27 protein-coding genes and 1 pseudogene are annotated in these 26174 nt (G+C 43.0%); 19 read left to right on the top strand and 9 right to left on the bottom strand.

What is annotated here, in order from left to right; translation table 11 throughout:
* Positions 1-12 precede the first annotated feature (12 nt).
* The 4 genes from GTQ43_RS16470 (at position 13) to GTQ43_RS16455 (ending at position 2792) form a co-directional block, all read left to right on the top strand.
* Complete coding sequence (locus tag GTQ43_RS16470; protein WP_265273820.1) at positions 13-801, top strand: carboxymuconolactone decarboxylase family protein; 789 nt, start codon at positions 13-15, stop codon at positions 799-801.
* 46 nt (positions 802-847) lie between these two features.
* On the top strand, positions 848-1855 hold the full coding sequence (locus GTQ43_RS16465) for an aldo/keto reductase (RefSeq protein ID WP_265273819.1): 1008 nt from the start codon (positions 848-850) through the stop codon (positions 1853-1855).
* Between the two features lie 258 nt (positions 1856-2113).
* Positions 2114-2599, top strand: a complete 486-nt coding sequence (locus tag GTQ43_RS16460; RefSeq protein WP_265273817.1) for a CRR6 family NdhI maturation factor — start codon at positions 2114-2116, stop codon at positions 2597-2599.
* A 94-nt stretch (positions 2600-2693) separates the two neighbouring features.
* Positions 2694-2792, top strand: a complete 99-nt coding sequence (locus GTQ43_RS16455; RefSeq protein WP_321162493.1) for a Uma2 family endonuclease — start codon at positions 2694-2696, stop codon at positions 2790-2792.
* A gap of 250 nt (positions 2793-3042) precedes the next feature.
* Here GTQ43_RS16455 and GTQ43_RS16450 read toward each other — a convergent pair whose 3' ends face one another.
* Entirely contained in the window at positions 3043-4002 is a 960-nt protein-coding gene (locus GTQ43_RS16450; RefSeq protein ID WP_265273815.1) for a glycosyltransferase family 9 protein, read from the bottom strand.
* Positions 4003-4071: 69 nt separating this feature from the next.
* Here GTQ43_RS16450 and ispD point away from each other — a divergent pair, with 69 nt between their 5' ends.
* The 3 genes from ispD (at position 4072) to GTQ43_RS16435 (ending at position 7065) form a co-directional block, all read left to right on the top strand.
* A complete protein-coding gene (gene ispD, locus GTQ43_RS16445; RefSeq protein ID WP_265273814.1) occupies positions 4072-4755 on the top strand; it encodes a 2-C-methyl-D-erythritol 4-phosphate cytidylyltransferase in 684 nt (227 codons plus the stop codon).
* Positions 4756-4954: 199 nt separating this feature from the next.
* Positions 4955-5491, top strand: a complete 537-nt coding sequence (gene scpB / locus GTQ43_RS16440) for an SMC-Scp complex subunit ScpB (RefSeq protein WP_265273813.1) — start codon at positions 4955-4957, stop codon at positions 5489-5491.
* Between the two features lie 362 nt (positions 5492-5853).
* Entirely contained in the window at positions 5854-7065 is a 1212-nt protein-coding gene (locus tag GTQ43_RS16435) for an HhoA/HhoB/HtrA family serine endopeptidase (RefSeq protein WP_265273812.1), read from the top strand.
* Between the two features lie 382 nt (positions 7066-7447).
* Here GTQ43_RS16435 and GTQ43_RS16430 read toward each other — a convergent pair whose 3' ends face one another.
* On the bottom strand, positions 7448-7795 hold the full coding sequence (locus GTQ43_RS16430) for a DUF760 domain-containing protein (RefSeq protein ID WP_265273811.1): 348 nt from the start codon (positions 7793-7795) through the stop codon (positions 7448-7450).
* A gap of 421 nt (positions 7796-8216) precedes the next feature.
* Between GTQ43_RS16430 and GTQ43_RS16425 the strand changes: the two genes are divergently transcribed.
* Positions 8217-9113, top strand: coding sequence for a LysM peptidoglycan-binding domain-containing M23 family metallopeptidase (locus GTQ43_RS16425; RefSeq protein ID WP_265273810.1), 897 nt, complete (start codon positions 8217-8219; stop codon positions 9111-9113).
* A 281-nt stretch (positions 9114-9394) separates the two neighbouring features.
* Here the strand turns inward: GTQ43_RS16425 and GTQ43_RS16420 are convergent, their stop codons facing one another.
* Together GTQ43_RS16420 and GTQ43_RS16415 are read right to left on the bottom strand one after the other, a co-directional pair.
* The gene (locus GTQ43_RS16420; protein ID WP_265273809.1) at positions 9395-10438 is read right to left on the bottom strand and encodes an isochorismatase; all 1044 of its coding nucleotides are present in this window, start codon (positions 10436-10438) and stop codon (positions 9395-9397) included.
* Positions 10439-11025: 587 nt separating this feature from the next.
* The gene (locus tag GTQ43_RS16415) at positions 11026-11178 is read right to left on the bottom strand and encodes a hypothetical protein (protein WP_265273808.1); all 153 of its coding nucleotides are present in this window, start codon (positions 11176-11178) and stop codon (positions 11026-11028) included.
* A gap of 101 nt (positions 11179-11279) precedes the next feature.
* On the opposite strand from GTQ43_RS16415, the gene bioB reads away from it, so the two are divergent.
* On the top strand, positions 11280-12287 hold the full coding sequence (bioB, locus tag GTQ43_RS16410) for a biotin synthase BioB (RefSeq protein ID WP_265273807.1): 1008 nt from the start codon (positions 11280-11282) through the stop codon (positions 12285-12287).
* A 142-nt stretch (positions 12288-12429) separates the two neighbouring features.
* Here the strand turns inward: bioB and GTQ43_RS16405 are convergent, their stop codons facing one another.
* A complete protein-coding gene (locus tag GTQ43_RS16405) occupies positions 12430-12741 on the bottom strand; it encodes a hypothetical protein (RefSeq protein ID WP_265273806.1) in 312 nt (103 codons plus the stop codon).
* A 233-nt stretch (positions 12742-12974) separates the two neighbouring features.
* Between GTQ43_RS16405 and GTQ43_RS16400 the strand changes: the two genes are divergently transcribed.
* The 8 genes and pseudogenes from GTQ43_RS16400 (at position 12975) to minE (ending at position 18673) form a co-directional block, all read left to right on the top strand.
* Positions 12975-13244: a UPF0175 family protein gene (locus tag GTQ43_RS16400; protein WP_265273805.1), complete on the top strand. Its 270-nt coding sequence runs from the start codon at positions 12975-12977 to the stop codon at positions 13242-13244.
* Positions 13245-13328: 84 nt separating this feature from the next.
* Positions 13329-13538 (top strand): hypothetical protein, encoded by a 210-nt coding sequence (locus GTQ43_RS16395; protein ID WP_265273804.1) that lies wholly within the window; start codon positions 13329-13331, stop codon positions 13536-13538.
* Positions 13531-13791 (top strand): annotated as a pseudogene (locus GTQ43_RS16390) (DUF29 domain-containing protein); the annotation flags it as partial. The gene GTQ43_RS16395 and the pseudogene GTQ43_RS16390, both read left to right, overlap by 8 nt.
* Positions 13792-13887: 96 nt before the next feature.
* A complete protein-coding gene (locus GTQ43_RS16385) occupies positions 13888-14550 on the top strand; it encodes a hypothetical protein (protein WP_265273803.1) in 663 nt (220 codons plus the stop codon).
* 208 nt (positions 14551-14758) lie between these two features.
* Complete coding sequence (locus GTQ43_RS16380; protein ID WP_265273802.1) at positions 14759-16099, top strand: four-carbon acid sugar kinase family protein; 1341 nt, start codon at positions 14759-14761, stop codon at positions 16097-16099.
* A gap of 114 nt (positions 16100-16213) precedes the next feature.
* Positions 16214-17251, top strand: a complete 1038-nt coding sequence (gene minC, locus GTQ43_RS16375; RefSeq protein WP_265273801.1) for a septum site-determining protein MinC — start codon at positions 16214-16216, stop codon at positions 17249-17251.
* Positions 17252-17539: 288 nt separating this feature from the next.
* On the top strand, positions 17540-18346 hold the full coding sequence (gene minD / locus GTQ43_RS16370; protein WP_012410009.1) for a septum site-determining protein MinD: 807 nt from the start codon (positions 17540-17542) through the stop codon (positions 18344-18346).
* Positions 18347-18382: 36 nt separating this feature from the next.
* A complete protein-coding gene (gene minE, locus GTQ43_RS16365; protein ID WP_012410010.1) occupies positions 18383-18673 on the top strand; it encodes a cell division topological specificity factor MinE in 291 nt (96 codons plus the stop codon).
* Between the two features lie 352 nt (positions 18674-19025).
* On the opposite strand, the gene GTQ43_RS16360 is transcribed toward minE, so the two are convergent.
* Complete coding sequence (locus GTQ43_RS16360; protein WP_265273800.1) at positions 19026-20348, bottom strand: hypothetical protein; 1323 nt, start codon at positions 20346-20348, stop codon at positions 19026-19028.
* Positions 20349-21341: 993 nt separating this feature from the next.
* Positions 21342-22208 (bottom strand): aldo/keto reductase, encoded by an 867-nt coding sequence (locus GTQ43_RS16355; protein WP_265273799.1) that lies wholly within the window; start codon positions 22206-22208, stop codon positions 21342-21344.
* A gap of 161 nt (positions 22209-22369) precedes the next feature.
* Here GTQ43_RS16355 and GTQ43_RS16350 point away from each other — a divergent pair, with 161 nt between their 5' ends.
* On the top strand, positions 22370-23131 hold the full coding sequence (locus GTQ43_RS16350; RefSeq protein WP_265273798.1) for a hypothetical protein: 762 nt from the start codon (positions 22370-22372) through the stop codon (positions 23129-23131).
* Between the two features lie 354 nt (positions 23132-23485).
* A complete protein-coding gene (locus GTQ43_RS16345) occupies positions 23486-23752 on the top strand; it encodes a DUF3146 family protein (RefSeq protein WP_265273797.1) in 267 nt (88 codons plus the stop codon).
* Positions 23753-23859: 107 nt separating this feature from the next.
* On the opposite strand, the gene GTQ43_RS16340 is transcribed toward GTQ43_RS16345, so the two are convergent.
* On the bottom strand, positions 23860-24312 hold the full coding sequence (locus GTQ43_RS16340; protein ID WP_265273796.1) for a pre-16S rRNA-processing nuclease YqgF: 453 nt from the start codon (positions 24310-24312) through the stop codon (positions 23860-23862).
* 115 nt (positions 24313-24427) lie between these two features.
* Positions 24428-25918 (bottom strand): DUF3084 domain-containing protein, encoded by a 1491-nt coding sequence (locus GTQ43_RS16335; protein ID WP_265273795.1) that lies wholly within the window; start codon positions 25916-25918, stop codon positions 24428-24430.
* Positions 25919-26174: the final 256 nt, after the last annotated feature.

The following is a 26174-nucleotide window of genomic DNA, read 5'->3' as shown; positions in this document are numbered from 1 at the left end:
AAGGAGGTGCGGATGACAAATACACAACAGCAGGACTCTGTAAGGATAAGTAAAGCGGCAGATAAAAACCATGAAGAACTATTTCCAAACCACAAATCGACCCTGAAAGTAACTGACCCTGAACTGATCGAAGTCTTTGACAACTTCGCCTTCGATGAGGTAATTGCTGAGAGCAAGCTGGATACAAAAACAAGGGTCATGCTGATTCTGGCATCTATCATCGGCAGCCAGGCAGTAAGCGAATACAGGGTTATGGTGGACGCTGCGCTCAATGTCGGAGTAACGCCGATTGAAATCAAGGAGATCCTGTATCAGTCAGTACCCTACGTGGGTATGGCAAAAGCATTTGATTTCGTTCATGCCACGAATGAAGTGCTGTCCAGCAGGGGCATTCAATTACCTTTAGAAGGGCAATCGACTACCAGCCCAGAAACACGCTACGACAAAGGGCTGGCAATACAGAAAGCGGTATTCGGTGAGACGATCGATCAAATGTATGAGCGATCGCCCAAAGACCAACTGCACATTCAAAGGTTTCTGTCTGCCAATTGCTTTGGCGATTATTACACCCGCAATGGCTTAGACATCAAAGTTAGGGAGCTGATCACACTGTCTATCCTCATAGCTCTGGGCGGAGTTGAATCACAGATCAAGGGGCACATTCAAGGCAATCTGAATATCGGCAACGGCAAAGACACACTCCTGGATCTGATTACACAATTGTTGCCCTGGGTAGGATATCCCCGAACACTGAATGCGTTGAAATGCCTGAATGAAGTGGCGACGATCGCGATTGACTAAGAATATGTTCTCACATCCCTTTAATACAAAGACAGGAGTTTAAAAAATGCAAAAGCGCAAACTTGGAAACAGTAATTTGGAAGTCTCGGCTATTGGGCTTGGCTGTATGGGCATGAGCTTTTCTTATGGCCCACCCAAAGACATACAGGAAATGACCGCTCTTCTTCGGGCTGCCGTCGATCGCGGCGTTACATTCTTTGACACCGCCGAGGTTTACGGCCCATTCACAAACGAAGAGCTTGTGGGCGAAGCCCTCGCTCCCTTTCGTGGGCAAGTAGTCATTGCCAGCAAATTTGGATTCGACATTAGTCCTAATTCCGATCCCCGTGGGATGAAGGGTGCGCCCGGACTGAATAGCCGACCGGAGCATATCAAGCAGTCCGTGGAGGGTTCGCTCAAGCGACTCAAGGTCGAGACAATTGACTTACTCTATCAGCACCGGGTTGACCCGAACGTGCCAATCGAAGATGTGGCAGGAGCGGTGAAGGAACTGATTCAGGAAGGTAAGGTGAAGCACTTTGGACTCTCGGAAGCAGGAGTGCAAACGATCCGTCGCGCCCACGCGGTTGTGCCTGTGACGGCACTCCAGAGCGAATACTCGCTGTGGACGAGGACTCCTGAAAAGGAAGTGATACCGACCCTTGAGGAACTCGGAATCGGCTTTGTCCCGTACAGCCCTCTGGGTAAGGGTTTTCTCACTGGCAAGATGGACGAAAGCACGACCTTCGATAGCTCCGACTTCCGCAGCACTTTACCTCGCTTCACTAAGGAGGCGCTCAAGGCGAATCAAGCACTGATTAATCTGCTTGGCGGCATTGCAGAACAGAAGCAGGTGACACCTGCTCAGATTGCGATCGCCTGGCTGCTAGCCCAAAAGCCTTGGATTGTTCCGATCCCAGGCACCACGAAGCTGCATCGCTTGGACGAAAACATCGGGGCAGTCTCAGTCGAACTCACAGCCAGCGATCTGCGTAACATCGATGATGCCGCCTCAAAGATCGCGGTGCAAGGGGCTAGATACCCCGAAAAGCTGGAGCAAATGACCGGTCGCTGAGTAGCGAAAAATATGTTTTCTGTTCCGTCCCACAAGCCAGGGGCTGTAGACTCCCCTAGCTTCGTACAGTTCCAGGGGAGCTTACAGTAAGAAAGTTCTACCGGAGGCATACGGCTGAGTCAGCAAGGGTAATATGTTGACCAAATTATCAGCAAAAAAGTATTGGTAAATACCAATTAATTTCTCAAAGTCAATGTAGCGTCAATCCCTGAAAGCTGCTACTGTAGATTGTCGATCCTAAAGTTGAGCAAAAAGACAGTGGCTGCTGAGTCAAAGACAATTGCGATCGCACTCAATAACGACTTCATTAACAATCTGGATCTATCACCTGCCTCAACGGTGATTGAACAACTGCTACAAGATGGGGTTGCATCCCATGAACAGCAGCTACGCTTTGATATAAATTACGATCTCGAAACTGGCGATCCACGAGAACTCTCAGAAATTCCAGAAATACGGCTGTGGTTTGTGCGCCTAGATGCCAAATACCCCTGGTTAGCATTTTTACTAGATTGGAAAGCTGGAGAATTTGCTCGTTACGCCGCAATGCTAGTACCACACCAGTTCAGTTCTCAAGATGGCATTCAGTATAATCCTGAAGCCTTAGAGATATTTTTGATGCACAAAATCTTTATTTTAGGTGATTGGCTCAAACAGCAAGATATCCCTAGCCTCTCGCGGTTGAAGTCTATGGCCCAAATGCTGGGTTATGAATTAGATGATGCTTTTTTTGAGATATTTTAACAACCGGAGTTCACACTAAATGGAGAACGAGCAAGCTTGAGGCGGATATTCAGCAGGGGATGCAGGAGTTAAAAGAGATATTGCGATAGTTGAGGTGGTGAGTCAAAATCAAAGCAGTCGTGATTATCGCCATAAGCGATCAAAGTATGCGGCGCGGAGTATTTCTGAGTATTGGATCGTCGATCCGATATAAGAGCGAGTGACGGTTCTGGAATGGGTAGAGGGTTTTTATGAAGAGAAGGTGTATGCAGGGGATAGCGCGATCGCAACGCTTGTATTTACCGATCTAAAGTTGAGTGCTGTTCAGGTTTTACAGTGCCATTAAATACTGAAATGACCGCAAAATCTAGCTGTCACGGCCAGGTTTTGCGGTCATTCAACAAACGCATGACTACATTGGATATCCAATAGACTAATTGCAGAAATTGGGAGAAACTGCTGGTTTAGCCACCCCAGATTTTCTCTAAAACTGCGTTTGGTGAAATATCCGCTGTTTTTCCCGTAGGGGATTTAATGGGCAGAAATTTATCGTTTTTCGGCAACAACTTAGCTGGATCGGTGGGCCCAAATAGGGCAATGGTATAAGTTTGGACTGCAACACTCAGTTGTAGTGCCGGACTATCAGTAGACAACATCAAATTTGCACCGGCGATTATAGCAGTTAACTTGCCAATATCATCTGGGGCAGTCACCTTGATATCTGGAGAAGACCCCAGAAGCGATCGCACAAACTGCTCATCGTCAGTCCCCTTCACAACCACCACAGGCAGATCGGGCTGCTTGTCTTGGAAGCCTTGAATAATTTGATGCCAACTTTCGACAGGGTAGATTTTATCCAGTTCTTTAGCCTGGGATAATTGGCCAGAACCGCTATGAATCAAGATATAGCCTGTTTCATGTACCCCTAAGCGTTTTTGTTCCTTTTGTGCCCACTCAATATCTGGTTTTGGCACATTTACAGCTAACTCTGGGACAGGGCTATTTATTTCCAAAGGTTGCAGCAAATCGTGATATACTGCCGCCGCATACTGGGATGTTTTAAATGGCACAGCGTGGGTCAGAAAAACCGAACCTTTGCCTTTGTAGCCAATACGTATGGGAATTCCCGTCAACCAAAGTAAAAGACCAAGCAACCAAATTTGCTTAACAGCAATGACAACATCGTATTCGCGATCGCGAATTGTCCCCACCAAGTTACCCCAATCTGCCAGACTATTACGGTCTTGAAAATCAAAGTTCAGCACCTCGTGAACTGACTTGCTCACTCGGTAGGCAGCCTTTGACCGGGGTTCAACAACGACATCTATCTGAGCGTTAGGGTAATTGCGCTTCAGGTCATCTAGAGTCGGAAAGAAGAGAATTTGGTCGCCAATTCCGCCAGGTACAAGGGCTACTACTCGCATAATATTTATTGACGCTTACTCGCTCCCTATTTTAGGGGAAAATATATAGCTTAAAGATTGAGGAATTCTGTGTATTTACTAATTCCAGCTGCGGGACTCGGAAAAAGAATGGGTAGTAACCGCAATAAACTCCTGCTAAAAGTGCGATCGCAACCAATTATTGCCTGGACTCTATTAGCCGCAGAAGCCGCCAATACAATCAGTTGGATTGGGATTATTTCTCAGCCTGCCGATTGGCCAGACTTCAGAGCAATTATCGCCGATCTCAAGCTGACTAAACCAGTGGAATTGATTCAAGGTGGCTCCACCCGTCAAGAATCTGTTTACAATGGCTTGCAGACGCTACCGGTAGCCGCAGAACAAGTATTAATTCATGATGGCGCTAGATGTCTCGCCACACCAGATTTATTTAACTCTTGTGCCGAAGCCATTGCTCATTGTCCCGGTTTAATCGCTGCTGTACCCGTCAAAGACACCATCAAAGTTGTCGATGAACAAGGCATAATTCAAGAAACACCCGACAGGCGAAAATTGTGGGCAGCACAGACTCCCCAAGGATTTGATGTCAAGTTGTTGAAACAGTGCCACGCTGAAGGTGTCCGTCAAGGTTGGGAAGTAACAGATGATGCCGCTTTATTTGAAAAGTGCGGCATCGAAGTCCGAATTGTCGAGGGAGAGGAGACGAATTTAAAAGTGACAACTCGCCAAGATTTAGCGATCGCAGAATTTATTCTTACAACTAGAGGCATGTGAAAGAATTGGGAATTGGGCATTGGGCATTGCTTATTTCTTCCTCATCTTTTTTATCCTCCTTGTTTCCCTCATGGTTCCATTGCCAATTTGAAAATTTCAACAAATACTTTGACAATTTACGATATAATCCCAGACACTTGTTGATTGTTAGTTGTCATGTACTAATGAGCAATGACTAATAACCAATGACTAATGACTAATGATTACAGCTACAGCGACGAAGATAGAAGCAATTCTCTATTTAAAGGGTAAACCCTTGTCGCTCGGCGAAATCGCCGAGTATGCAGCGTGCGATCGCGCCACTATCAAAGAAGGCATAATTGAACTTATGGACAATTATGCCCACCGAGATAGCGCTCTAGAGGTAATAGAAACCCCAGATGGCTACAGTTTGCAACTACGGGCTGATTTTTATGATTTAGTGCAAACGATGATACCAGTAGAACTGGGCGTAGGTGCATTACGGACTTTGGCAGCGATCGCCCTTAATAGTCCCATACTCCAGAGCGACTTAATTAACCTGCGCGGTTCAGGAGTATATCAGCACGTTCCAGAACTCGTAGAACTTGGTTTCATCCGAAAACGGCGAGACAGCGATTCTCGTTCCTACTCACTCCAAGTAACCCCAAAATTTCATCAGTATTTCCAAATAGAACAGCTCCCACAAATACTTTCCACCAGCCAAAAGGAAGAACAACTAGAACTAGAACTAGAGGGAGTAGGGAGTGGGGAGTAGGGAGTAGGGGGGCAAGGGGAGATGAGGGAGACAAGGGAGAATTATTTAACGAAGAGGCAGGGGGCAGGGAGCGGGGGGGAATGACCCCTGACTCCTGCCGTGTAGGGGAGCGGAACATAGGTCTGAGTCCCCTACTTCTGTTAAGTAGTTCTCGTACCCTTCGGGAAGCTAACACAACAGATGGGGTTGAATCCCCCTTTCTGTTCCATCCCCCTTGCTCCCCGCTCCCTGCTCCCCTGCCTCTTTTTCAACAAGTTTCTTTGCCAATGCCCAATTCCTCATAAATTGATCTGTCCACTTGCCGTTAGCTTGACTACACTTAGAAATTAGCAACTGCATTGCTGTCCTTAAGCAGAATTATTATGAAGTTATCTTTAAAGCAACTAGGCGTTTATTTGTTTTTACTGGTATTCGGCTGTGGTGCAGGTTTGTTTGGTAGTCGCTATCTTCTGCTACAAAATCCCTCATTCCAACAGTTAAGAAATGTAACAATGGCTTCGCCTCCAGAATCTGTACCTCCGAATCCTTCTAACGGACAGATTGGAGCTACTGGGGGCGATAATAATGTAAATTTTATTGCGATGGCAGCGCAAAAAGTTGGGCCGGCTGTGGTGCGAATTAATGCCACTCGCAAAGTAGCCAATCCCATCTCAGACGCTTTGAAAAATCCCCTCTTGCGACGATTCTTTGGAGAGGATGAGCAACCAATTCCTGAAGAACGGATTGAGCGTGGTACAGGATCGGGATTTATTTTGAGCGAAGATGGAGAATTACTCACTAACGCCCATGTGGTAGCAGATACAGATACAGTACTTGTTACCCTCAAGGATGGTCGAAGTCTAGAGGGGAAGGTGGTAGGAGTTGATTCTGTGACAGATGTGGCAGTGGTGAAAATAAAAGCGAATCATTTACCAACTGTAAAATTAGGCAATTCGCAAAACTTAATACCCGGAGAATGGGCGATCGCAATTGGCAATCCTCTAGGTTTAGATAATACTGTCACTATCGGTATTATCAGTGCTACCGATCGCACCAGCACTCAAGTTGGTATCCCAGATAAGCGAGTTAGTTTTATCCAAACTGATGCAGCAATTAACCCTGGTAATTCTGGTGGCCCTTTATTAAACGCCCAAGGTGAAGTGATTGGTGTTAACACTGCCATCCGCGCTGATGCTCAAGGACTCGGTTTCGCCATTCCCATTGAAACCGCTGCCCGCATCGCCAATGAACTTTTTACTAAAGGGCATGCGGAACATCCCTACTTGGGTATCGAAATGGCAGACCTTTCTCCTATTAGAAAACAGCAGATTAATCAAGAAAATCAACTGAATATTCAGCAAGATGCTGGAATTGTGATTAGAGGAGTCACAGATGATTCTCCAGCCAAGCGTGGAGGATTGCTGCCTGGAGACGTGATTCAAAAAGTTAACGGTAAACCAGTCAAAAGTTCAGCCCAAGTTCAAAAACTGGTAGAGTCCAGCAAAGTTGGGGATATTTTAGCTATCGAAGTCAACCGCAGTGGTAAAATTCAAACCTTCAAAGTCCAATCAGGAGCTTATCCTGAAAGGAAATAGTCCAAATAATTCGTAATTCGTAATTACAAGATGTTCACGGAATTGCTCATAGGGAAAAATCTCTGTCCCTGTGCTTCCTTCCCTTTGGGTTTAAAATTTAACCCTCAATTAGCCACAATTCTAGGCAAAGCTGTACCAAGTGAATCTATGCCGTTGGCGAACACAAACAGCGTGTCTCAGGCAAGCCTCTTGATTACGCTAGCGACGCGAAAAGCGAGTCCGCGTTCGCTTTTTGCGTCTCGTAGAGAGCGTCATTGCGAGTTATTTGGTCAATAGTCTTAGAATGTTTGACTATTAGACATCTCCAGAAATTAAATATGCGTTATCCACAACCCTTGTAGAGACGTAGCACTGCCGTCTCTACATGCTTTCTCGGAGATGTCTATTGATCGTTAGACAAATGCTCTAACTGCATTCTTTGTTCCATCTGGCGCAGAAAATACCCCGTCATCATGGCCGACGCTAGAAGTCCAGCTAAGTTATCCCTATCTGTTGTGATTTGCACGTTGAAATTTTCTGCGGGGAGCATTCCCACTAGCCCTTGGACATTTTGCGAGATGATTTGTTTAATTTCTGGGCTAGCAGACTGAGCAATCCTCGCTAAAACATCAGGGGACTGATGCTGTAGATATTTGAGTAACTGATTGGGGTATTCCTCAGAGTGGTCGGAAAGAAGTTGATTAGGGTGTTCCTCAGAGTTGTCATTCAAAAAATCAGGATTAAACACCATTGGCAGTTTTATTTAGCTTAATTGCTAACTCTACTCTAAACCATAGTACAAGGCTAGCGCATTCACCACAGGTATAAGTCGTTGGGAATTGAGAATTGGGAATTGGGAAAGAAACTTGTTGAAAAAGAGGCAGGGGAGCAGGGAGCGGGGAGCAAGGGGGATGGAACAGAAAGGGGGATTCAACCCCATCTGTTGTGTTAGCTTCCCGAAGGGTACGAGAACTACTTAACAGAATTAGGGGACTCAGACCCATGTTCCGCTCCGCTACACGGCAGGAGTCAGGGGTCATTCCCCCCCGCTCCCTGCCCCCAGCAAAGAGCCTCTTCGTTAAATAATTCCCCCTTGTCTCCCTTGTCTCCCTGCTCTCCACTTCCGTCACTTGATCTAAAATCTAAAGTTAATGCGCTCTTGACCTGTATACATGACTTTATCCTTTCGTCAACTATTTCTCTGTAGCTTAGTTAGCGCCTTGAGCCTAGTATCCACACTGCCAAACTTCAACAGTGCTAGTGCTGCTGCTGTTGGTGGCTGCCCAACTCCAGCGCTATCTCGCTTCCAACGCCATAAAGTTGTTCGTGGCGAAACTTTGGAGAGCATAGCGCAGCGCTACAATCTCATACCTACAACTATTATCGGCATGAATCCAGCTTTGCAGAATGGTGCGATTGCTAGCGTTGGGAGTGTGCTTCAAATTCCTCCCTACAATGGGATTGTAGTCGAAGTACCTCGCGGTGAAACTTGGCGACAAGTGGCGGCACAATACAAAGTTCGTGCTGATAGCCTTTTTGAGGTGAATGGCTGCCAACAAGACCCCAGAATTGTGTTTGTTCCGGGGGTAAATTGGTCGCCTAATGGTGTTGTAACTAAGTCCCCTTTACCTACTGATGCTGGTACGCCAAACCGTGCATCCCTGTCTGGATATCCCTTAGCGCAAGTGGTAACTGTAGGATTAGCTTACGGCTGGCAAATTAATCCTGCCACAGGTGAAGTTTTCTTCCACAGTGGTGTTGACTTATTAGCACCAGTTGGTAGTAATGTATTAGCGATCGCACCTGGAACTATAGCCTTTGCTAGCGATCAGGGTTCATACGGGAAGTTAGTCATAATTAACCACGCTGGCGGACTCCAAAGCCGCTACGCCCAGCTTGACAGCATCAAAGTTACTGTCGGTCAACAAGTAAAAAAAGGAGACTTACTAGGAACAGTAGGCACTAGCGGAAAACCAAGTTCGAGTCAACCGCATCTCCATTTTGAAGTGCGTTCTAGCTCATCTCTCGGTTGGGTAGCAGAAGATCCAAAGGGTTATTTGAAGAAATAAGGGATTAGGGAGTAGGGAGTAGGGAGACAAGGGAGACAAGGGAGACAAGGGGGAATTATTTAACGAAGAGGCTCTTTGCTGGGGGCAGGGGGCAGGGGGGAATGACCCCTGACTCCTGCCGTGTTGTAGGGGAGCGGAACATGGGTCTGAGTCCCCTACTTCTGTTAAGTAGTTCTCGTTCAGATGGGGTTTAATCCCCCTTTCTGTTCCATCCCCCTTGCTCCCCGCTCCCTGCTTCCCTGCCTCTTTTTCAACAAGTTTCTTTCCCAATGCCCAATTCCCTATGCCCAATTCCCAAATTCCATATTTTCGCTAGATTTTACGATATGCATTCCTGCCTCTGCAAACCTTGCAAATGCTTTATTTGCCTGTTCTGTGTAGTCCACAACATTTGGAACAACAACGGGGGAAGTGCAATCTTCTAAAAGGTAGATTTTTTGGGCAAGGGTAGCATCTACCAGTTTAATTTCTGTCAATAAATCGTCAATTGTCCAGGCGACGCAATGACTTTTAGCTTGACCACCAATAATAACAGCATCAAATTCTAAAAGTTGCTTAATTAAGTGGATGTTCTTTTGACCAAGTGGACGTTGTTCAAAATCTTCCAACACCTCTGGACGTAAAATTGAATAATTTTCTGTTAATGGATTCTCACCTTTAATTTCAAATTGTGTCTGACTTTGACGAGCAATGCTGTGAAAAAATATCGCTTCCTCCACCGATGAAACTAAAGCATGACCAATACCGCCCAACATAGAATGATAAGGCCAAACTGTGAGCGGATATTTACCGTCTTGGCTGAGTTTTCTAACGTAATGATAAGCGTGTTTTTCTAATAATTCATAATCTCCATTAGTAACACTGTCAGCAACTGCTGGGTTAACCTTCCAGATACCTTGTTCGATGTCTGCTAAGGTGATATTAGTCGCAGCTGGAGTAGGATGTTCTCCAGCCGCGTTTACCCAAAAGATGGGATGAAAGATTTGCGTTGCTGTGTGGGTATCTAGAGTAGGTACGATTTTTGTAATTACCCCCAAGTTCCGATAGATAAACTCACACAATCTGACGTTATCATTCACCGCCTCATTCCCAGATTTTCCACCTACAAATAATTCAAAATTGGGGATACAAAAAGTGTTTTGGACATCAATTAAAAGTAAGCAAATACGGTTTTTGTCTGAAGATGCTGGCTTGATGTCATATTCTTTTACCCAATTTTCAGCTTCTACGGCAATTTGCTGGTAGGGTACGCGCCAGACTTCTCCTACTTTATCGGGGTTAAAGTGCGGAGGAGTTGGTAGTTGGGTTGTTGTTTGGGTGTTCATAATTTCAGCTTCTCGATTTTATATATAATTTACGCACATTCGACGAATTCTTCTGTGGGCAACGAATGGCTTCGGATGGAAGAGGTTGAGCAGTAATGCTCACCTCAAGCCTAGCCCCCAATTATTGATACAGCAAATATATATTTAACAACCTACTACAAGTGTCAAATACCTGTAAAGTATGTAAGTAATGGTGAAGTGAAGCGATATTTTCTTGTAAGCACTTACAGTATGTCTGTGACTTGATAAATAACTTATACCAGTAATTTATGAAGATGCACTTAATAAGTCCCCTAACACATCGGGGGGTAAGTAAATATATGCAGCTTCACAAATAAACGGTATTATGTTTCCAAAGCTTTATCAAAAGTTGGTATAAAGTAACAATAATAAAGCCTGATGAATCAAAATTAAATATTTTATAACGGATGAATAATCATGGTATATGGCTGTAATTGGCTGCGTGATTATTTACAAACAAATGTAGAAGTGGAAGAAAGCGATCGCGCTAATATTTATCCTTTAGCTCACTGAGAAATGGCAGAGGTTAGGCTATTGGCTTAGAAAATCGTCCTATTCCTTTCGTCTCAAGGTATTAATTCGTCTTGCCATCTCAAAATCAGCAAAGGTAGAGTTTTGCTAGTAATCTGCCATTCCACCAAAATCTTGATAAGCTGATGTCTAATATCTAGAGCGCAAGGATTGAGAGCCAATAGGTGATAAAGCACAGTGCAGGGCATAACTTCGATAAAATCGCTTTGTCCAAACGCTGTATCGCAGGAAATTCAACCAAAAGACAGACAGCTCAAGATTCAACCCAGTCTACAAGAAGGATAGTGATGTGGTGGGAATACGCTACGATTGGCAGGAATTAGAGATTCAGGCGATATACAATATGCCATTGCTAGAGCTGATTTATCAAGCTGCTAGCGTGCATCGCCAATATCATGACCCAACAAAAATACAAGTTTGTAAGCTTATATCCATTAAAACGGGGGGTTGTCCAGAAGATTGTAGCTACTGTGCCCAATCTTCCCGCTATAAAACAGAGGTAAAAGCAGAAGCACTCCTAGAAAAGGAAACGGTAGTTAACATTGCCCAGAAAGCGAAAGAAACTGGTGTTAGTCGCATCTGCATGGGTGCTGCTTGGCGGGAAGTCCGGGATAACTCACAATTTGAGGAAGTCCTGGAAATGGTCAAGGATGTAACCGCAATGGGTTTAGAAGTGTGCTGCACTCTGGGTATGTTGACGGCAAATCAGGCTAGGAAACTGGAAGAAGCAGGACTTTATGCTTACAACCATAACTTAGATACCTCGCAGGAATATTACAGCACAATTATTACCACGAGAACTTATAGCGATCGCTTGAACACAATCGAGAATGTCCGTCAAACCAATGTTACCGTATGTTCCGGTGGTATTCTTGGTTTGGGCGAAACCGTCGATGACCGGGTTGGGATGTTACAAACTCTGGCAAACTTACATCCGCATCCAGAGTCAGTACCAATTAATATTCTTTCACAAGTACCAGGCACACCCTTAGAAAATCAGCCTGATGTCCCCATTTGGGATATTGTGCGGATGATTGCCACAGCCAGGATTTTAATGCCAGCTTCTGATGTGCGTCTTAGTGCTGGTAGGGCTAGACTTTCTCAAGTTGAACAAGCTTTCTGCTTTATGGCAGGAGCTAATTCTATTTTTTCTAGCGACGACAACAAAATGTTGACAGTGACAACTCCCTGTCCAGATTACGATACTGACCAAGAAATGCTCAATTTACTTGGTTTGGGGATGCGTCCACCTTCCCAAAGACACAAGAAGGTAGCAAGTCCAGTAGTTGTAGGTTGAAGGAGGCAGGAGTCAGAAGGATGAATCCCCATTTATAAGCCCCGTATAACTGCGGGGTTTTAAACTCAAGTTCACTTTGATCGCACGCTTCTATGGAGTCAGTTTCCCTCCTGCCTCCTGCCCTCTTTGATAAACCTCTAAATCAAAATGATAATAATTTTTTCTGAATTTCTTTCATACAAAGGGCGATGCGGGAATTGAGATATTTTTGTTCAACTTCATCGATACCCAATTTTACTTTCAAGTGTTGGATATGATTTTGAACAGCCCTGAGCGATATATGAAGACGATGAACGATCACTTGATCTGTTAAGGATTCTTGACATAGAAGTTTGAGAGTTTCCAACTCTTTCTCGTTCAAATTTAATTCTTGACGTAACTCTCTAGGCAATTTCAATTCTCCATTCAGCGCACTTTCAACCCCCTCTAAAGTCGAATTTTCTGAGAAAATCACAGTTATTTTGGGCTACCTCTGGGTGATCTTCTACAACGAGAAACAGCAGTGGCTTGGCTTTCATGTCTTGGGCGATGATTCCGTAAGCATGGCTGAAATTGAACTTGTGTATTTTCTATTCATAAGAAGATATTTTAATGACATCTTACACCTAATTACAAAACCGAGTTTCTGAGGCATCAGTGCTGGATTTACAATATATATAGCCGTCCTAAATAGGATAAACAACAACTATGTCATTACAACTGACAATCAGCTACCCTGAAACCTTACCTGATGCTGTTGGTAAAACCAGAGAACAATTTGAACAAGAATCAAAATGGGCAATGGCAGTTAAACTCTATGAAATGAAACGCCTTTCCTCTGGTATGGCTGCTGCATTAGTAGGAGTAGATCGAGTCACCTTTATCCTTAAGCTCAATGAGTATGGGATTCCCTTAATTGACCTGAGTGAAGAGGAATTATTATCAGACCTAGTACCGCAGGGCGGAATTAAAAATTAAAAATTAAAAATTAAAAACGAATACAGCATGAGGGTTTCATTGATTTGGAATGGGTAGTTTATTTCCGCCGCACTGTACTAGAAAATGCCTAGTAACAATCAAATTGTTATTAACACTTCTCCCTTAATTGCCCTTGTCGCTGCTGTGGGTGATTTAAAGATTTTAGAGTCTCTTTATACAGATGTTCTTGTTCCTTTTGAAGTCTATGAAGAAATACTAATTGGTGGCACTACAGGCTTGGCTGTAAACGAATTTAAATCTGCATCATGGCTACAAAAGCAAACTGCGCAATGAAGGGCATTGGAAAGGAGAAATTAGGACATTCCGTAGGGAGATTAAGGATGAACTCAAAGATAGTCCTAGTCTTAAGCTTTACATTTTAGAAATATTTGATGAATGTTATCAAGACGCAAGGAAAGAAGCAAGCGATCGCTCCAAACTTCCTATTGATACATTCCCTGTTGCACTTCTTGGCTCTTTAGAACAAATCTTAGATGAAAACTGGTTTCCCGAATATAACCACAATCATCACGATAAACCCGATTAAAATTTCTCTTCAATAATTTTATCAGCTTGGGGGGTTGCTAAAATTCACCAATAGTTTAGAGTGAATACGCAACTTGGGTTTCCATAGGAGTAATCTGTGCAGCCGGACTTAATAGGCTTGGAAATTAGCAAGGGGGAACTGAGGCGTTTAACTGGGTTCGATCCAGAAGACGTTTTTCGCCCCTCGGTTCTGCGAGATAGCAAGAAGCGATTAGGGTTTTTGATGAATGAATTGCTGGTGACGCTAGCCCTAACCCCAATAATCGTTGGCTTTATTTATGCGTTTATTATTCTGCCAACAATTGGTTCTTCAATTAAATTCGGAATTCTTTTACTAATTTTAGTGCCAATGCCGATATTAGTGGGGCGATGGCTGTGGCGACAATTGACCTGTCCAGAAGGACTTACAATACTTTTAGATGAAGTTGATAAATATCATGACCTAGTTGCTGCCATCGATATTAATGACCAATTGGCAGCGTCAGGAAACGTAGAAAGCAGCATCCATGACCGAGATCAAGTCACCGCAGCCCTACAACTAATTAGAGAAGATTTAGTCCGCGCTCTGAAAACGGAGCGAATTTTGCGGGATAATAAAAAATTGCTTGCTAATAATCAAGAGTTATTTGTGAATAATTTAGCCAGTCTGCAAGCCTTGGAAGTTAGTAGTCAAGCAGGTGAATATGCTCAACTGCTAAATCAATCATTGCAAATTGCGATCGATGTGCAAGCAGAAATCAGAAAATTGCAGAAAGGCTAAGTAAATGTTTGTAAAGCTTGGGCGACTAGAAGTCGCAGCTACACAAACAAAACCTGCCTCCGCAGGTTAAAAACAATTTTGCATTAGTCCACGGAGGTGGACTAAGCTTCGTGTAGTCGCGTTGCCCAAGCCGCGCACCGGAGGCATCATTCTATTCGCCCAATACTTTTAAAACTTTTAAAACATCCTCTAGGTAAAAATTACTTAAATGAGCAACAAACCCAAAATAATAGTCCTAGATGACGATCCTACGGGTTCTCAAACAGTCCATAGCTGCTTGCTGCTAATGCACTGGGATGTAGATACTTTGCGCATTGGATTGCAGGATGATTCGCCGATTTTCTTTGTGCTGACTAATACTAGATCCCTAACGCCAGAGTCAGCTACATCTGTCACCAGAGAAGTTTGTCAAAACCTGAAAATCGCCTTAGATGCTGAAGGAATTGACGATTTTCTGATTGTTAGTCGTTCCGATTCTACCTTGCGAGGGCATTATCCTGTTGAAACTGATGCGATCGCCCAAGAACTCGGCCCTTTTGATGCTCATTTTCTTGTCCCAGCATTTTTTGAAGGTGGACGCATCACCCGCGACAGCGTACATTACTTAATTATTGGCGGTGTCCCCACCCCAGTCCATGAAACCGAATTTGCCCGTGATTCCGTCTTCAGCTACCATCACAGTTACTTACCCAAGTATGTTGAAGAAAAGACTCAAGGAGCAATTAATGCCGAAACTGTAGAAAAGTTTCTCCTAGCGGATATTCGCGCTGGTAGTTTGGAACGCTTGTTAAAACTTAATGGTAATCAGTGCGCTGTTGTTGATGGTGAAACTCAAGACGATCTCAACCACTTTGCAATAGATGTTTTAGCAGCAGCAAGTCAAGGAAAACGCTTTCTGTTTCGCAGTGCCGCAAGTATTTTAACGGCTTTAGCCGCTTTACCACCCCAACCTATTGCCGCCGAAAAAATGGCCCAGTATGTGCGACAAGGCAAACCAGGTGCGGTGATTGTTGGTTCCCATGTGAAAAAGACTACTCAACAGCTAGAGGCGCTATTGCAACTAGAGGGAACCGTGGGAATCGAAATCAATGTAGCGCGATTACTTGATGAAGGGGCAAGTCAATCTGTGGCACTGCTAACCGAAATTCAGGAAAGTACAAGAGCGGCACATGAAGCGGGCAAAACACCAGTGGTTTATACTAGCCGTCAGGAACTGAATTTTAAAGATGTCAATACCCGCTTGGAGTTTGGAGCAAAAGTTTCAAGTTTACTGATGGATATTGTGCAAGGTTTACCATCTGATATAGGATTCTTAATCAGCAAGGGTGGCATTACTTCAAACGATGTCTTGAGTACTGGACTAGCTTTAACTTCAGCCCGCTTACTCGGTCAAATTTTAGCTGGTTGTTCAATGGTGTTAACGCCATCAGATCATCCCCAGTTTCCTGATTTGCCTGTGGTGCTGTTTCCAGGTAATGTTGGTGATGCTGATGCCTTGGGGACAGTTTATCAGAGGCTAACCGTGCCAATTTTAGATTTTAGATTTTAGATTTTAGATTAAAGAATCTTTTGGCTAATATCAAACTAACGTCCCGTTACGCCTGTTGTGGGTTACAATCCAAAATCCAAAATCCAAAATTTATTGTCTTTTGGCTAATACTGCATGACTTCTGATTCTGCGATTCCCAATCTCAAGTCAAATTCTGCACTTCCTAATGCAGAATCCAACTCTATCCTTTCGGAGGTAGAGGTAAATCCTACTGTTTCTGATTTAGAGTCAGAACCTATCCCCCCTGATGCTGAGTTAAAATCTGTCCTCCTTTATTTAAAATCAAATACTGTCCTTGCAGATGAGAATGTAGAGTCAAATCCTGCTCATCCAAACGTAGAGTCAAATACTGATGCTGCCTCAGATTTTATCCTGACTGATTCAAATCCCAATGAGTCAGCAATATCAGGGCATCGTGTAAATGACAATACTCAAGTCCAGTTAAAAAGTAAGGAAGGACGACTACTATTAATTTTGCCGCCGGAATCTCAAGTATCTGCTTCAGAACTCAGTTGGTCTGATATTTGGCAACAAATCAGGCAACGTTTGAATGCAGGCGATCGCTTCCGTGTATCTAATACTCCTGTACATCTCATGGCACAAGACCGCCTAGTAGATGCCAGGCAACTTCAAGAACTCGCCGAGGCTTTAAGTGAAGTCCAACTGCGACTAATATCTGTCTCTACGAGTCGGCGGCAAACTGCGATCGCAGCCGTGACATCTGGGTATTCTGTAGAACAATTGCAGCCCGTAACTTCTCTGAGTACAGAGCCAGAAGCTACAGCTACCCCTCAAGCAGATGCCCTCTATCTCGAAACAACAGTCCGCTCTGGAGTAGAAATTCGTCATCCTGGTACAGTAATTATCTTAGGAGATGTAAATCCAGGTGGTATTGTGATTGCAGATGGAGATATTATTATTTGGGGTCGTCTACGTGGAATTGCTCATGCTGGGGCTGGAGGTAATCGTGAGTGTCTGATTATGGCTTTGCAAATGGAACCTACCCAATTGCGGATCGCAGATGCTGTAGCTAGGGCACCAGAAAAATTACCGATGCAATTTTCTCCAGAAGTGGCACATATTATGCCCCAAGGGATTCGCATCGCTAGGGCTAGTGATTTTTCTAGAAACCAATTTACTAAGAGCAATTAGTAGCCCTGAATATTTACCTAAAATATGAAGAATATGAAGGATGAAATATAGCGGTTTTCATGTAGATGGAATACACTACTCTAATCCCTATCCCTAGCGTTGTGTATTTCACACGACCGAGCGTAGACGCAAAGCAGCTTGTCGCCAGACATCGCAATCAAAAAATATTTATCCCTCGTCCGAATCAGGGAGATCAGATATTTCTTCATACTTGATACGATACTTCATACTTTATACTGCAATTTACAGTTTTATATTTCCTGAACCCTCATTGACCGCATTTCTATCATGACTCGCATTATAGTGATTACCTCCGGTAAAGGAGGAGTGGGTAAAACCACAGTTTCAGCAAATCTGGGCATGGCTTTAGCCAAAATGGGTCGTCAAGTTGCCTTGGTTGATGCGGATTTTGGTTTGAGAAATTTGGATTTGCTGCTAGGGCTGGAAAACCGCATCGTTTATACTGCGGTGGAAGTCTTGGCCAGAGAGTGCCGCTTAGAACAAGCCTTGGTGAAAGATAAGCGCCAACCCAATCTTGTACTCCTACCAGCAGCCCAAAATCGCTCCAAAGATGCAGTCACACCAGAACAGATGAAGTTACTGGTGAATGCCCTAGCGCAAAAGTATCAGTACGTGATCATCGATAGCCCCGCCGGGATTGAAAATGGGTTTAAAAATGCGATCGGCCCGGCAAAAGAAGCACTAGTTGTCAGCACGCCAGAAATTTCTTCAGTTCGTGATGCCGATCGGGTAGTTGGTTTACTAGAAGCACAAGGTATCAAGCGTGTTCATTTAATAATTAACCGCATCAGACCCGCAATGGTGCAGGCAAATGATATGATGTCAGTGCAAGATGTTCAGGAACTTCTCGCCATTCCCCTGATCGGGGTAATCCCTGACGACGAGCGTGTTATTGTATCTACCAATCGCGGCGAACCCTTAGTGTTAGCGGAAAATCCCTCTTTAGCTGCCACAGCCTTTGAGAACATTGCTCGTAGATTAGAAGGGGAAAGTGTCGAATTTCTGGAGATCGACTCATCCCAAGACAGCATCTTCGCCCGTCTACGAAGGTTGTTGTGGACTAAGATTGTTTAACTTACTTTTCCAGTCTCCGCGCCAGACCTATTCGTAATGATTGAACTTCTAGAAAAACTTTTTTCTCGCGGCCCTGATAGCAGTCGAACTCAAGTTAAACGTCGCCTGCAATTGGTGATTGCTCACGATCGCGCTGATTTAGATCCTCAAACGTTGGAAAAAATGCGAAAAGAAATCCTAGATGTAGTCTGTCGCTATGTTGAAATTGAGACAGAGGGCTTGGAGTTCTCCTTAGAAAGCAACCAACGAACCACAGCTTTAATTGCTAATTTGCCCATCCGTAGGGTAAAAGGAGCCATCCCTGAATGGGAAAGAGGTGATAAATAAATCTTTGTTGCCAAAAATATTTATCATAATGATGTGCGTCAAAATATCCATAATAAAAACTTTGGTTTGTAGTGAGGACTAAAGTTCTCACTACGAGATACTACATGAATAAAATCAGGACTTCAGTCTTGACTACGAACGTTTTTATCCAGTTTTATTAGCCGCACTTAATATTACATTAAAAAAAATCCCGTTATCACTACTGGCAATAACGGAAATATATAAGATTTTTAACGAATAAAGGGGTGAAAGTCCCCATCCCCTATGGGTTGCTTGTAATGCGATTGGGGTTTAAATCCCCAGACGCTCCTGCTTCGCTATCACAAAACATAATTACGAATTATTTAATGGCTTATCGATAGGCCACTTGTGGCCCTGCCCAAACTTCTGTAACCTTTTTACCAAAAGTAATAGGCTGATCGTTATCTGTTGTAGTAACAGTTTTGCCATCATTAGTAACTTGCATTAATGGCCAGTTTTCCTCGCCCAATTCACCTGTACGGAATAGCACATGATCCGGTTGGCTTTTACTCCAACCTAACAAGACGGCAATTTTTTCATGCTCTTCTTCCTGATTAACCGGAGCAACTATATTAGCGTGATTTTTTTGCCGATCCCAAATCACCGCGCTATCTGTAGAATCACCTGTGTTAAATAGACCTTCAAACTTGCGTGCTAAAAAGCGATCGCCTTTTTCTGACCAGCTAACAGGAACTAATACCCCAATTTTACCATTTGTATCAGTTTCTTCTGATACTGCCTCTTTTACAGCCTTTACCTTTAATAAAGGATCGCTCACAGGAGTAGTTGAAGCCATTACCCATAACTTCTTGGTTTGCATATCTTGGACAAACAGAACGCTGGTAACACGACTGTTATACATTTGAGGTTTTACTTCTAGTTGTACCCGGCTATAAACAGCATATTTCCCATCTGGAGAAACCACGGGTACACTGCGGTAGTGACGCACTCCAGAACCACCTTTGGAACTAATAGCTTCTTGAGTAGTTGTAATCCATTTCCAAGGAATAGGATGAGGACTGCCTAATGGATCTATTTGTTCTGCTTGGGACTCATCAACTGGTTCGGCAACAGGTGTTTCCGTTGTGGTGGTTGGTTGTGATTCTCTAAGAGTTGGTGCTACTTGAGTTGCTGTCAATGATTTAGTCAAAGACTTATCTCTATAGAGAGAATTTTCTTGTCTTTTCAAAGACTTGACATTAGCAGCTTTGAGTTTTTGTATTAAATTAAGCTGACTAACAGGAACATCTGTTGATGGTGCAAGTTCAACTGCTGCCAAAGTATCAGGAACAGTTACATCGCTGTTTGATACAGAACTATCTGCTTGAGCCAAAGACTCAATTTTATCTGCTGGTAATACTTGCGGTTCTTGGACAGCAGTACTTTGTGTTGGCACAGAATCAACTTTTTCTGTTAAGGAGTTTATCCGATCTGTTTTTAATCTTCCAGCTATTTCAGGTTCCCCAACTACAGCTATTTCCTTTGATACAGAGTCAGAATCTCCAGTCGTTGAAGTTAGTTTAGCTACTTCGGATCTGGCTGGGGTCGAGTTACCCGATGCTCCTAGCAAGGGTGCAATCAGTATCACAACGACAACGTAATTGAAAAATGGTTGCGCGCGGAACCATCCTGACAGCAAAAGGGGTTTAAGCATTTGTAGACTCTCTAGAGGGGCGGTTGCTATGTGAGAAGCAATACCTATGCAGCAATGGGGCAGGCAGTAATTATATGTATAACAAGAAACTAAAAACTTTGACGAAATATTTCCTTCAAAGTTTAAAGAGTTTTACAAAAATTAAGTATCATTGTCTACACCTTTTCTTACTCAGGTACTGAATGTTTTTTTACAGAAATATGCGAGTATAGTAAATATGCTGAGAACTCAGTAATTACTACATAATATATAATGTCCCAATTGATATAACCAAAGGCACCAACAATAGGTATTGGTCAGGGAATATTAAAACTATAGTTTGGCCTGATGGATCCTGCAAATAGAGGTAACATAATTAGGTTACTGGGGATCGTACTAGCGATCGCTAGTACACAGCAAACAAGCTTAGATTACACACTAAATATAACAGCGCAAACTCTCGTAATAGTAAACGTGAGGCGTTACATGAAAAGCTGGGAAAGCAGACGCACAATACATAATACTCAAAAAACACTGCTGTCAGCAACCCAAAGTTATAAATTGCAATCTCGACGACAAAAATAGCTAGAAGACGCAATAGTTTTTAGTAATCCAATTGCCTTTAATGCCAATTTTGCCAAAACGATCAGGAACACAACAAAACTTACTCGGTAGAGGCTCTAGCGGCTGATAACGAGAAACCACTCAACGATTCGGCTCACTCAAGGCAGATGCAATTTATACTAGCTATTACACTTATCAACTTAACTATTAAGTTAAATCTTGCAGCCTTTGGTTTAACCAGTACGAGGTTATTGTACCACCAAACAGCCGATATTATATTTTCAGCTATGTTGTGAGGGCTATCCTAATATTGTTCGGTTAAGGCAAGAGATGCGATAAATCGCCGTCTTTACAGAAATCAGTCCTTCGTCTTGACGGCGATTTATCGCGGATTTAGGATCTATATATTTTCATCAAATAACCATATCTATGATTAGTTAGTGAAAATGATTAAGTTGCCCGATCAATTTTTTGCACTTCTTCATCAGATAGTTTTACATTGATAGCTTGTACTGAGTCTTCAATACTAGAAATCTTGCTAGCACCGGGGATTGGCAAAATAGCGGGCGACTTGGAACGTAACCATGCCAGAACGATATTATATACTGACACGTCTTTTTCTTTAGCTAACTTAGCGATCGCAGGAATATCGGACAAATCCTGATGGCGACGTCTACCACCAAAAGGACTCCAAGGTAAAAAGGTCAATCCTTGCTGTTCGCAATACTCCAACACGCCATCATTTTCTGGCTGTCGTTGCCAAGGGCTATATTGATTCTGCACTGAGACAATATCTACTACATCCCGCGCCCACTTAATTTGTTCGACGGAAAAGTTAGAAACTCCTACAAATCTAATCAAACCTGCTTCCACAGCTTCTTTAACTGGTGTAAGGGATTCTTCAATGGTGTAATTAGGATCGGGAGAATGGTATTGCCAAACATCAATGGGTTTAGTACCACCTAACGCCTCAAAGCTAACTCGAATTGTTTCGCGCAAATGTTTTGGGTTGCCGTTGCTTGTCCAGTTTCCATCGGGACGCATCAAACCCCCTTTAGTTGCCACAATTACTTGGCTAACATCGCCTTTGTAACTAGTAAGCGCCTTGTGGATTAGTCGCTCGTTGTGGTGTTTTTCTGACTCATCTTTGCAGTAAGAGTCGGCAGTGTCAATAAATGTAATACCCAAATCCAAAGCCCGATGAATAACTTGGATTGATTGGGATTCAGGAGGGCGATTAGAAATTGACATGGGCATACCACCCAAACCGATCGTACTCACAAAGATACCAGTTTTTCCTAGTTGTTTGCTTTCCATGCTTCTAGCTATAGCTTTCTGCCCTAATTATCTACCAGCTAGTCAAAGCTTTTTTAGCAATTTATCATAAATCCTCCCTAGTACTTAGAGTTGATGATCGATGAATAGGCCATGAGGGGAATACTCTAGTCAGGGGGGAAATATTCTATACACAGACGCTGATGAAAATTGTAGAAGAAACCCGGACAAGATTGCAGCTAAAGCATCGACCAATCGGATATTGGGTTAGCGGGTGGTGTACTTTTATTGTCTGTTTAAGCTTTTTGATTTACTGCTTAGTGTTTGATTCTGCTTCAGTTCGTCTCAATTGTATTCGACCTTCATCAAACCAAATTAACTGTGAATTGAAGCGGTTTAATTTACTAGGAAGTATGGAAAAACTCAAAATATTTGATCCCCAGGAAGCATACATTCTTACAAAGACTACTAGCAAAGGGGGTAAAACCTATCAAGTTATAATTGTGACTCCATTTCAAGAGTTTCCTCTTTTATCCCATATTAGTTATGAAGAAAATCAGGAATTTATCTTGAAAACTAATAATTTTATCAATTCTGCTCAAACTTCTCTATTTATACAGCAAAATCAGCAAAATTATCTCTTTTTCTTAAGTTTATTTATATTAATTATCATGGCGATCGCTGCTTTTTTTGGAACATCACCTGTAACTATCTGCACCTTCTATAAGAGCATTGATAAGGTACTTATCGAACGTAAAAGTTTGCGTGACAACCAAGTTATCGAATATCCACTAGAAAATATTCTGCGTTTTGATATCCAAGAAAAGCAATATAAATCCTCTAAGCTTTATCGGGCTGTAATTGTGCTGAAATCATTCAAAGAAATCCCAATCAATCCACAATACACTGATGAAAGAAGCATTAGATATGTAGTGTCTAGAATACACTCATTCCTAAGATTTTAACAAAAACTATCCGCACTACTTATCACTATGCTAATAGACTAAAGTCATAGTTCGCTGACTTAGCTAGGAAGCTGGGGATATTGTCTATCACAAATGATTAGACATCTCCAGAAATTAATTATGCGTTACCTGAAACCTTGTAGAAACGTTATAATGTAACGTCTCTACATTTTTTTGGAGATGTCTACTAGAGTCACTTTTAACTGAAATTTAACAGTATTCTCCATTAGCAGCATTTTTGCTCAACTACAAATACCCACTTTGTCAGTTTGTCTATTTAAGCTATGTTTGATAAATAAAATAAGAAGCCAGCCTATATGAGCGGCTGTTATTCTAAACTTGACATAAAGCGTTGTGAGTGCTAAAAGACGACTGCCAGAAACCATTGCCCATGTCAGAATCACCCGCCAATCCTGGCAACACGGCTTCCTTGAGGGTGAAGTGAGTGCAGGTGAGTTTGAGTGGCATTTCCAGTGGCATTTTCGCCGGGGAGAACTTGCCGTCAAGCCTTCTCAAGGCCGCGCCTTAATCAAAGAACCTCTCGGTCGATTTTTAGAGCAACAAGATTATCAGCTAGAGCCCGGAGGAGATTATGCTTTTACTATTCGGGCGGAAATTTGAAAGTTAGAAGCCATTCGATTTGAGATTTGAGATTGAATTCAAAATTGTTAGATTTTGAGTTTTAGGTTTTAAATTTTTCCTTTAATCCAAAATCAAAAATCCCAAATCTAAGATTGGTTGAGTGTCGATTCAGTGAGGCGGTTTAAGTATCTTTCGATTAAAAGGATGGCAACAATGTCATCGATTGGTCTTGGTGGCTGTCGCAGACCTTGTGGTAATAGCTTTATTAGCCCTTTGGGGGGGAACATTTGCCAATAGCGATCGCGTGCTTCTAAGGTTGTGTAGCGCTCATCAATTAAAATAATACTTAGAGGCTCTGTCAATTCCTGATATAACTTCTGTCTCCACTCCTTGGCTGTAGTTTGGTCGCCCATCACCATCAAAGAGATAGGAAACTTTTGCCGCAGTGTTTCAATGGTAGCGATCGCCTCTTTTGCTAGCACGACCTGATGATAATACAATTGCCGATCCAGTCCCATCACCGCTAAACCACACTTATCTCGACCTGGATCAAACCCTAATATGACTGGTTGCGTTGGTGAAAATTCGCGGAAAGTCATAAGAAATTAAAAATTAAAATTAAGAATTAGAAATCAATAAATGCAATTACAGTAACTATTTTGACTGCTGTTGAATATGTTTAAATCTTACTAATAACAGTGTGCAAATAATGTTTTAAGTACTAAAAATAATTTTTCCGTTGACTATTGCCACTAATTTTACTCTCAATGGCCCGGCTGTATAAGTGTCCTCTGCCGCGATCGCTTTGATTTCCAATGGTTGATTGTACTGTCTTAATTGGGTGACAAAGCGCAGAAAAGTCCCTTCTACTTGCACATTTTCGACAATTCCGGCGTTACGAGCCCGAAATTGGGAAGCAGAAATTAGTATTTCTAGCCGTTGCTGTAACTGATAGGATGTCATGGTTTTGGAATCGGCAGTAGTTGTGGCTAACACTGCGCCTCCCGAAAAAACTAATTGATTTCTGGCTGTATCAGCGAAAAACTCTATCTGCTTTTCTCCCCTGACATAATTACCAGCCGAGAAAATTCGCATCACGTATTCTTGACCATCGCTAATCTGCTTGCTCAATTGGTCAACCCTATCCTGAGTCACGTGCAGTAGCTCTACATTGGCAGGATTTGCCCCAGGCTCACTTAATTCGAGGTTGGCGTTGCGATCGGCTTCTTGTAAAAGTTGTACCACTGCCTGACGAGCAGCAGCAGGTTTGGTAACACGAATGACAGCAGCAGATAGAACTTGACCGCGAACTAAGGCCAGCTTACCTAGACGCAGGTCGCGGTAGGACTGGTAATATTTTTCTAGCCTTGCAACTTCTAGTTCTAGTTGCTCCTGTTGTGCTTCCAATTCTTTGAGGCGCGACTCACGTGTGGCAATCACTTGCTCTCGTGCTGCAACTTCTACATTCCGCTTTTGAATTAGTTGATCGAGTTGACCAATTTTTTGATCGCGTACTTCTATGGCTTCTTGGCGATTAGCGAGTTCGCGATCGCGTTTTTCAATGGCTGTTTTGGCTTCGTCAATGGCTTTTTTAGCTTCAGCATAAAGTCGTTGGCGTTCTGTCTTGAGTAATTCAACTGCCGTATGTAGCTCCTTTCTCTGCTTGGAAACGCTTTGCAACTCAGCTATGGCTTTTTGATACTGAGTTACAACTTGCTCTAGCTGACCTTGAGTGCGTTGGAGTTGAGTTTGAGTCAGGGCTTGTTGACCAATGGTGCGGTTCAACTGAGCTTGTGTTTGGCGTTGTTTGGCATTCACCGCCTGTAAGGATTGGTTAATTACCTGTAAGTCTTGTTGTGCTTTTGTTTGGGCAACTCTTGCTTGATTTAGCTCACTCTCTACCTGACTTTTCTGAGTTTCTGCGGTTTTTAGCTGTTCCCGCTTCTGTCTGAGGTCTGTTTGAATATCTTCTAATTCAAAGACTCCCTTTCGCAAACCTTCGTCGGCAGCGAATAAAATTCCTAGTGTTGATGCTGAAATCAAACCGCCCGTAAAAATAGTTACCACTACAGCGGTATTTTTTGGACGAAGCTTAAAAAGTGAGAGGCGGGCTTTGCCAACTCGTGTGCCGATGCGATCGCCCACGGTGGCAATTACGCCTCCCAAGATTAAAATTGCTGCGATGAGGATGTATCCGGTGGTCATTTTTAGCTACCGAAATCCTTCCAGATACAGCCTACTACTTTTAAGCATTGTCTGGAAAGAAGTGGAAATTGGCAATAGCTGAAATTATTCAATTTTAGATTTACCTCTAGCTATTAGTGTCATCTTTCAAAATAAAACACGCGCCGATTCCCCTTTCTCCCATTGATTTTATGTGAATTGCCTACTTAAGGTAACAGGTTTATGCACAGTAATCTTCTTTTTGTGGATCGAAATCATCTTCTTTTCACGCAAATCC

The sequence above is a fragment of the Nostoc sp. KVJ3 genome, from assembly GCF_026127265.1.
Taxonomy (GTDB): Bacteria; Cyanobacteriota; Cyanobacteriia; order Cyanobacteriales; family Nostocaceae; genus Nostoc.
This window is presented reverse-complemented; position numbering and strand designations above follow the sequence as displayed.

Bases quoted from the DNA above. Each gene is read 5' to 3' on its own strand.
- GTQ43_RS16340 (WP_265273796.1), bottom strand. From the start codon at position 24,312: ATGACTTTCCGCGAATTTTCACCAACGCAACCAGTCATATTAGGGTTT.
- GTQ43_RS16355 (WP_265273799.1), bottom strand. From the start codon at position 22,208: ATGGAAAGCAAACAACTAGGAAAAACTGGTATCTTTGTGAGTACGATC.
- GTQ43_RS16430 (WP_265273811.1), bottom strand. From the start codon at position 7,795: ATGGTGTTTAATCCTGATTTTTTGAATGACAACTCTGAGGAACACCCT.
- GTQ43_RS16350 (WP_265273798.1), top strand. From the start codon at position 22,370: ATGAAAATTGTAGAAGAAACCCGGACAAGATTGCAGCTAAAGCATCGA.
- GTQ43_RS16380 (WP_265273802.1), top strand. From the start codon at position 14,759: ATGAGCAACAAACCCAAAATAATAGTCCTAGATGACGATCCTACGGGT.
- GTQ43_RS16470 (WP_265273820.1), top strand. From the start codon at position 13: ATGACAAATACACAACAGCAGGACTCTGTAAGGATAAGTAAAGCGGCA.
- GTQ43_RS16335 (WP_265273795.1), bottom strand. From the start codon at position 25,918: ATGACCACCGGATACATCCTCATCGCAGCAATTTTAATCTTGGGAGGC.
- GTQ43_RS16450 (WP_265273815.1), bottom strand. From the start codon at position 4,002: ATGCGAGTAGTAGCCCTTGTACCTGGCGGAATTGGCGACCAAATTCTC.
- GTQ43_RS16360 (WP_265273800.1), bottom strand. From the start codon at position 20,348: ATGCTTAAACCCCTTTTGCTGTCAGGATGGTTCCGCGCGCAACCATTT.
- minE (WP_012410010.1), top strand. From the start codon at position 18,383: ATGATTGAACTTCTAGAAAAACTTTTTTCTCGCGGCCCTGATAGCAGT.
- GTQ43_RS16415 (WP_265273808.1), bottom strand. From the start codon at position 11,178: ATGCCCTGCACTGTGCTTTATCACCTATTGGCTCTCAATCCTTGCGCT.
- GTQ43_RS16435 (WP_265273812.1), top strand. From the start codon at position 5,854: ATGAAGTTATCTTTAAAGCAACTAGGCGTTTATTTGTTTTTACTGGTA.
- GTQ43_RS16425 (WP_265273810.1), top strand. From the start codon at position 8,217: ATGACTTTATCCTTTCGTCAACTATTTCTCTGTAGCTTAGTTAGCGCC.
- GTQ43_RS16420 (WP_265273809.1), bottom strand. From the start codon at position 10,438: ATGAACACCCAAACAACAACCCAACTACCAACTCCTCCGCACTTTAAC.
- scpB (WP_265273813.1), top strand. From the start codon at position 4,955: ATGATTACAGCTACAGCGACGAAGATAGAAGCAATTCTCTATTTAAAG.
- minD (WP_012410009.1), top strand. From the start codon at position 17,540: ATGACTCGCATTATAGTGATTACCTCCGGTAAAGGAGGAGTGGGTAAA.
- GTQ43_RS16400 (WP_265273805.1), top strand. From the start codon at position 12,975: ATGTCATTACAACTGACAATCAGCTACCCTGAAACCTTACCTGATGCT.
- GTQ43_RS16465 (WP_265273819.1), top strand. From the start codon at position 848: ATGCAAAAGCGCAAACTTGGAAACAGTAATTTGGAAGTCTCGGCTATT.
- GTQ43_RS16395 (WP_265273804.1), top strand. From the start codon at position 13,329: ATGCCTAGTAACAATCAAATTGTTATTAACACTTCTCCCTTAATTGCC.
- minC (WP_265273801.1), top strand. From the start codon at position 16,214: ATGACTTCTGATTCTGCGATTCCCAATCTCAAGTCAAATTCTGCACTT.